At 24.7% G+C, this 7394-nt stretch carries 7 protein-coding genes; all 7 read left to right on the top strand.

The window, feature by feature from the left end; genetic code table 11:
- Nucleotides 1-16 precede the first annotated feature (16 nt).
- Complete coding sequence (locus tag ACWYO2_RS04085) at nucleotides 17-118, top strand: hypothetical protein (protein ID WP_455515221.1); 102 nt, start codon at nucleotides 17-19, stop codon at nucleotides 116-118.
- A gap of 10 nt (nucleotides 119-128) precedes the next feature.
- Nucleotides 129-1004 carry a phosphotriesterase family protein gene (locus ACWYO2_RS04080; protein ID WP_455515220.1) on the top strand — a complete coding sequence of 292 codons (876 nt, stop codon included), beginning with the start codon at nucleotides 129-131 and terminating at the stop codon, nucleotides 1002-1004.
- A gap of 11 nt (nucleotides 1005-1015) precedes the next feature.
- Nucleotides 1016-2239, top strand: a complete 1224-nt coding sequence (locus tag ACWYO2_RS04075) for a serine hydrolase (RefSeq protein ID WP_455515219.1) — start codon at nucleotides 1016-1018, stop codon at nucleotides 2237-2239.
- Between the two features lie 8 nt (nucleotides 2240-2247).
- Nucleotides 2248-3354, top strand: a complete 1107-nt coding sequence (locus ACWYO2_RS04070; RefSeq protein ID WP_455515218.1) for an aminotransferase class V-fold PLP-dependent enzyme — start codon at nucleotides 2248-2250, stop codon at nucleotides 3352-3354.
- Nucleotides 3354-4496: an alanine racemase gene (locus ACWYO2_RS04065; protein ID WP_455515217.1), complete on the top strand. Its 1143-nt coding sequence runs from the start codon at nucleotides 3354-3356 to the stop codon at nucleotides 4494-4496. Before ACWYO2_RS04070 ends, ACWYO2_RS04065 begins: the two co-directional genes overlap by 1 nt.
- Nucleotide 4497: 1 nt before the next feature.
- Nucleotides 4498-5715 carry a phosphopentomutase gene (locus ACWYO2_RS04060; RefSeq protein ID WP_455515216.1) on the top strand — a complete coding sequence of 406 codons (1218 nt, stop codon included), beginning with the start codon at nucleotides 4498-4500 and terminating at the stop codon, nucleotides 5713-5715.
- 221 nt (nucleotides 5716-5936) lie between these two features.
- On the top strand, nucleotides 5937-7394 hold a 1458-nt coding region (locus ACWYO2_RS04055; RefSeq protein ID WP_455515215.1), incomplete at its 3' end, for a hypothetical protein.

Here is a 7394-nt window from a genome sequence, read left to right as displayed (position 1 = left end):
ATCATCTAAAAAACCGTTGGTTGATATGGCGGTTGGACCTATAGCTACCATATTATTTGGAATAATATTGAATATATTATTTATACTTAATTTATTTGTTCCAGTGGTTGCTAAATAGGAGGAGAAGTATGCTTAAGGATGGATATACTTTAATGCATGAACATATGTTCATAGATCTTTCTGGAGTTAAGAAGAATTTAGATTGTAGATTAGATTGTAAAGAACATACTATTGAAGAAATGAAAAAGTTATATGATTTAGGTGTTAGAAATATTGTTGAAGTTACAAATAGAGGTATGGGAAGAGATATAAAATATATAGAAGATATTTCTAGAGAAAGTAAAATTAATTATATTTGTGCAACAGGATTTTATAAAGAACCTTTTTTACCTGATTATGTGTATAAAATGTCAGTGGATGAACTTGCTGATCTTATGATAAAAGATATAGAACAAGGCATAGATGGAAGTAATATAAAAGCTGGTATAATAGGTGAAATAGGTACAAGTAAAAATGAAATGACAGCTGAAGAAAGAAAAGTATTTACCGCAGCTGTCATAGCACATAAAAAAACAGGAAAACCTATAACTACGCATACTACTCTTGGTACTTACGGAAAAGAACAAGTGAATTTTTTTAAGGAAAATAGAGTAAATTTAAATAATGTTGTAATAGGACATGTTGATTTAAGTGGAGATATTGATTATATTTTATCTTTATTAAAAGAAGGAGTTTATGTAGAATTTGATACTATAGGTAAAAATAATTATATGTCAGATGATATTAGGGTGGATATGCTTAAAACAATACAAGATAAAGGTTTTATAGATAAAGTATTTTTATCATTAGATATTACAAGAAAATCTAATATGCAATATATGGGAGGTATAGGATATTCATATATATTTGATATATTTATACCAAAATTAAAAGAAAAAGGAGTTACAGAAGATTCAATAGAAAAGTTATTACATTTGAATCCTAAAAAATTTTTTAACTTATAAGGAGTTTTATTATGAAGAAATTGATATATGCTTTTTGTTTATTTTTATTTGGGATGATTTCATATACGTATAATTTTAATAGTATAGAAGATGTAACTAATAAATATATAAAAGAAAAGACATTTCCGGGTTCTGTGGTTCTTGTTTCAGAAAAAGGGAAAATAATTTATTATAAAGCATTTGGAAATGCACAGGAAATTGAAAATGGTAAAATTCTTAAAAGAAAAATGAATGAGGAAACTATATTTGATCTTGCTTCACTAACAAAAATATTTGCTACAACACAAGCTATAATGAAGTTAGATTCAGAAGGAAAAATAAATTTAGAAGAAAAAGTTTCTACCTATATTCCTGAATTTGCACAAAATGGGAAGGAAAATGTTAAGGTTAGAGATTTATTAACGCATACGTCTGGATTAACACCGTGGTTACCTATATATTATCATGCAAATAATTCTGATGAGGTTTTAAAGTATATATGCTCACTACCATTAGAGTATGAAACTGGAACAAATAGGAAATATAGTGATTTATCATTTATGATGTTGGCTTTTATTGTTGAGAGAATAACAGGAGAAAAAATAAATGAATATGTATTGAATGAAATATATAAACCTTTAGGACTTCAAAAAACAAGATTTTTACCATTAGAACAATTCCCTAAAAATCAAATTGCATCAACTTCACACGGAAATCCATTTGAAGAAAGAATGATAAAAGATGATGATTTTGGATATAAAATAAATGAAGATTTTTCTTCATTTAGATATTGGAGAAAACAGACTTTAACAGGTGAAGTTAATGATGGAAATGCATATTATGCAAATAATGGTGTTGCAGGTCATGCAGGACTTTATTCAACAGCATTTGATTTATATATTTTAGGAGAAGTTCTTTTAAATAATGGAACTTTAAATAATATAAAAATTTATGATAAAAATGTTGTTGATAAATTTATAAAACAAGAAAGTAAATTTGGACATGGATTTGGATATGAAATTAATAGAGGTGGGGAGAAAACAGGATATATGGGTAAATATGCAAATTCTAGCTTTGTAGGTCATACAGGATTTACAGGGACACAAGTTGTTTACGATTTAGATAATAAAGTTCAAGTTATAATATTGACTAATAAACAAAATTTTGGTGTTGGAGAAAAAGGAACATATAAATCAACTTGGGCATATGCAAGAGAAATAATGGCAGCAGTTGGTGATCAAATATATAAGAAATGAGGTTAATTATGGAGTCGTATCCTTTACAGTCTATAAGTTTAGATGAAGCAATTGAAAAACAATTTAAATTAATTGAAATAATATGTAAAAATATAAATGGAAGAGATATATTAAATTTAGGAGATTTAGGTGTAGAAAAAACAAATAATATGCCTTTAAGAACTAGAAGTGTAGAAAAAATTATCGCTGAATTTTTTGGAGGTGAAGATTCTTTTTTAGTAAGAGGTTCTGGAACTAATGCGCTTAGATTATCTTTTATAGAATTATTAAAAAATGAAAATCAAATATTAGTTCATGATGCTCCTATTTATAAAACTAGCGAATTTAATTTAAAATCAATGAAAGTAAATATATTAAAATATAATTTTAATGATTTGAGTAATTTAGATATATTTATTAAGGAAAATAAAATTAAAGTAGTATTATTACAACATACAAGGCAGCAATTAAAAGATAAGTATAATTTAAAAGAAGTTATAAATGAAATTAAGAGTATTGATTCAACAATAAAAATAATAGTGGATGATAATTATGCGGTGTGTAAAACAAAAGAAAATGGGGTTGAAATGGGTGCAGATATAACTGCTTTTTCAACTTTTAAATTATTAGGACCAGTTGGAATTGGTGTTATAGTAGGAAATAAAAATTTAATATCTAATATGAAAAAAAATAATTATTCAGGTGGTTCCCAAGTTCAAGGATTTGAAGCAATGGAAGTTTTAAGAGGTTTAGTATATGCTCCGGTTTCTTTAAGTATACAGGCAAGAGAAATTGAAAAATTAAAGAAAATATTATCTAACGATTTAAGATTTCCATATATAAAAAATGTGTATATAGCAAATGCTCAATCAAAAGTAATTTTAGTTGAATTTAAAGAATCTATAGCAAAAAAAATATTAGAAAAAACAGTTGACTTTGGAGCTTTAACACACCCTGTAGGTGCAGAATCTAAATTTGAATTTTCACCATTAATATACAGAGTTTCAGGAACATTTTTGGATTCAGATCCTACTTTAGCTGAACGAATGATAAGAATAAATCCTAATAGATCAGGGGCTGAAAATATTGCTAATATTATAGAAAAGGCATATTATTGGAAAAGAGATGATGAATAATGTTCTTAAAAAGATTGCTTAAAGAGAATCTTGATTTTGTAAAAGTAGCAGAAAAATTACATAAAGATTTGGAAATATTACCAGATACATATTGTATAGATATGGATATGTTGGAAATTAATGCTAAAAATATATTGAAAGAAGCAAATAAGTATGGAATAACTTTATACTATATGTTAAAGCAAATAGGTAGAAATCCTTTGATTGCTAAAAAATTAGAAAATATAGGTTATAAAGGAGCAGTTTGTGTAGATTTTAAAGAAGCTGAGATAATGATGGAAAATAATCTTCATCTTGGTAATGTAGGTCATTTGGTTCAAATTCCCCAAAAGATGATAAAGAGAATAATTGAATATGGAACAGACGTTTTTACGGTTTATTCTATAGATATGATACAAAAAATATCTGATGTAGCTTTAAATTTAGGAAAAGTTCAAGATATTATAATTAGAGTTATAGAATTTGATTCAAATATTTATGTAGGACAGGAATCTGGATTATCAATTGAAGAAATAAAAAAAATGATACCAAAAATAAAATCTCTTAAAGGAATTAGATTAATAGGACTTACTTCATTTCCGTGTTTTCTCTATTCTAATGAAGAAAAAAAAATAAAAGAAACAAATAATTTAAAATCTTTATTAAATGCAAGAGAAATTCTTTTAAAAGAGGGATTTGATATCAAACATATAAATATGCCTTCGGTTACTACTGTAGAAAATATGAAAGTTATAAGTGAATTTGGCGGAACACATGCAGAACCAGGACATGCTTTAACAGGTACAACACCATTAAATAGTGAAGGTGGTATAGAAATTCCTAGTTATTTATATATTTCTGAAATATCCCATATATTTGGAGAAAAATCTTATTTTTATGGTGGAGGGTATTATCCACGTGGAAATATGAAATATGGATATATAGATGGTGAAGTTGTAGAAGTTGATGATTTTAATTCAGAAAATATAGATTATTATTTATCTTTAAAAGGTAAATATGATGTATTTAAAAGTATAATTTTAGCTTTTAGAACACAAGTTTTCGTGACGCGTTCAGATATAGTTTTAATTGAAGGAATACATAATGGAAATATAAAAATATTAGGAAGATTTGATTCTCATGGAATAGAAAGAAGGATTTGAAATGGGTAAATTTATTGTTCTAGTTTTAGATGGATTTGGTGTGGGTTATATGGATGATGTTTTAGAGGTAAGAGCTAGAGATTATGGTTCAAATACTGCATTACATATATTGGATAATGTTAAAAATTCTAAGTGGAGTAATTTGGAAAAATTAGGATTAATGAATATTTTAAATGCTGAAACAGAAAAAATGAAAAAAGTTAAAAATTGTATTATTGGTAAATCTAAGTTACAACATCATGGTGGTGATACATTCTTAGGGCATCAAGAAATTATGGGAACAAAAACAGAAAAACCGCTTAATAAGCCTTTTTCATATTATATTGATGAGGTGGAAAATAAATTAAAAAATAGTGGATATATAGTTGAAAGAAGAGGTGAAGAAGTTAAGTTTTTATGGGTTAATGATAAAGTTGCTATAGGTGATAATTTAGAAACGGATTTAGGACAGGTATATAATGTTACAACAACATTTAAAGAAACAACATTTGAAGAAGAATTAGAAATAGCTCAAATTGTAAGAGATATAGTAAAGGTTGAAAGAGTTATAGTATTTGGTGGAACAAAGGCTTCTAAAGAAAGTATTTTAGCAGCTGCACGTGAAAGAGAAAATAAGTACATGGGTATAGATGCTCCGCTGTCTTTAGTATATGAGGAAGGATATATGGTTAGACATATGGGCTATGGTGTAGATCCTCATGTACAAGTACCAACAATATTAACTAAAAATGGAATTGATGTAACACTTATAGGAAAAGTTGCAGATATTGTATTTAACGATAAAGGAAAGAGTTTAATAAATTTAGTAGATACTAAAACAATACTTGAATTAACTTTAGAAGAAATGGATAATATGAAAAAAGGATTTATGTGTATTAATGTTCAAGAAACTGATCTTTCAGGACATGCACAAAATTCAGAAAGATATTCAAATATTTTAACAATAGCTGATGAATATATAGGGAAAATTTTAGAAAAATTAGAAGAAGATGATATAATTGTTATTACTGCAGATCATGGTAATGATCCTACTATAGGACATTCACAACATACTAGAGAAAATGTACCACTATTAATATATAATAAAAAATTAAAAGATAAATATATTAATATAGGTCTTAGAAATACAATGTCAGATACAGCGGCAACTATTCTTGAATATTTTAAAATAGAAGAAAAATTAGAGCATGGTAAAAGTTATTTAAGTTTATTGAAATAATTGCAGGGCTAAAAGGTCATGAAAATAGAAAATATTCTATTTAATGACCTTTTATTTTGTTTACTAATATCAATATAAAAATTGAAATATTTATTGTGTTGTTATTTTGAAGATAAATTAAATATTTAAAAGAATTTAATAATAAGATAATATTCTCTAGTTAAAAATATTATTTTGGTGTATAATTAACTATATATAAAAATTTAAATAAGGATTTATTTATGGACGAAAAAAGACTTGAAATGGAAACATTGGTGTATAATTTGAATATATTTTTTTATGAAAACTATGATTTTGAAAAAATTGATATTTTTGAATTTGAAAAATTACTTGAAGATGAAACAGAAATTTTAAAAAAAGAATATATTTTTGATAATTCTTTAACGTTAGAATCATATGATGTTTTAAAATTGAATACAAGTATTAGATGTACATTATCTTCTTGTTCTTTATCTTTGATTGAAAAGATTAAAAGTTTAGAATATATAAAAGAAGTTAAAGTAGAAGAAGTAGATTTATCAAAGAAAAATAAAGAAATGATTACTATTTCTCTTGAAAATATATCTAATATTATTGAAAATGTGGATAATATATTTTATATTAGAAAAAAATTATATAATTTTAAAGATTATATTAAAGAAGAAAAACAAGATGAATTTAAAAATTTAATCAAAGATTTATCAGAACTTAAGTATAATTTGAAAAGACAGGTTTTTGATTTAAGAGTAATAGATTTGAAAGAAGAGTTGAAAAATATACAAAATGTAATAATGGAATATATAGATTTATTAGGTTTGAGAGTTAAATTAAATTTCAATGATAATAATTTGAAAGTAGATAAAATACTATTTTTTAGAATAAAAAATGCAATAATTGATGTATTACATTCTATAGTTATGTCTATATCTGATTATACTGTTAAGTTATTTGATAAAGGAGATTATGATTTTGAAATTAATTTTTGTATCAAACAAGAAGTAGATAAATTATATTTATCAATACAGATTAATGGGTATAGCCTTGAAATTGATAAAATTCATAATAATGCGATTAATGCAGGTATTTTAAAATCTAATTATGATTATTCTGAAGCTGAAATTTTAACCTCTATTTTTAATAAGAATTATATAAATTCAGCAATTGATTTATATGATAAAGAAAGACTTATTAGTTATATAAAATATAGAAATATAGTAGATGAATTAGGTGGAGATATTTTTATTCATAATGAAGAAGGCAAAAGTGTTGAATATGTTACGAAAATACCTTTGAATATAATATTATTTGAAGGTTTTGTATTTTCTGAAGATAAGAAATATTACGTTTTAGATAATTCTCTTATAGTAGATATATTTGATTTTAATCCTGATAAAGTTATAGAACTTAATTCCCTTAAATATTATAAATATGATGGTAAAAATTTAGGGTATATAAACTTACCTATAGATAAGAGTGAAAATAGAAGTATATTAAATGAAAGAAAATTAAAAAATACTGAAAATAGAAAAGGTTTATTGATTAAATCTAACAATAGATATACAGTTATAGATGTCTGTTCTAAGGATATATATTATGAAGAAATATATATGAAAAAAAATTATGATTCTAAAATATATATGGGAGATTATCTTTTGAAATCCCTAAAAAGAGCTAAAGTTATAGATCTTTGTAGTATTATA

It is taken from the genome of Pseudostreptobacillus sp. (assembly GCF_977040545.1).
The sequence above is the reverse complement of the archived record's forward strand: the minus strand, read 5'-3'. Positions and strand labels throughout refer to the sequence as shown.

Bases quoted from the DNA above. Each gene is read 5' to 3' on its own strand.
- ACWYO2_RS04080 (WP_455515220.1), top strand. From the start codon at position 129: ATGCTTAAGGATGGATATACTTTAATGCATGAACATATGTTCATAGAT.
- ACWYO2_RS04065 (WP_455515217.1), top strand. From the start codon at position 3,354: ATGTTCTTAAAAAGATTGCTTAAAGAGAATCTTGATTTTGTAAAAGTA.
- ACWYO2_RS04060 (WP_455515216.1), top strand. From the start codon at position 4,498: ATGGGTAAATTTATTGTTCTAGTTTTAGATGGATTTGGTGTGGGTTAT.
- ACWYO2_RS04070 (WP_455515218.1), top strand. From the start codon at position 2,248: ATGGAGTCGTATCCTTTACAGTCTATAAGTTTAGATGAAGCAATTGAA.
- ACWYO2_RS04075 (WP_455515219.1), top strand. From the start codon at position 1,016: ATGAAGAAATTGATATATGCTTTTTGTTTATTTTTATTTGGGATGATT.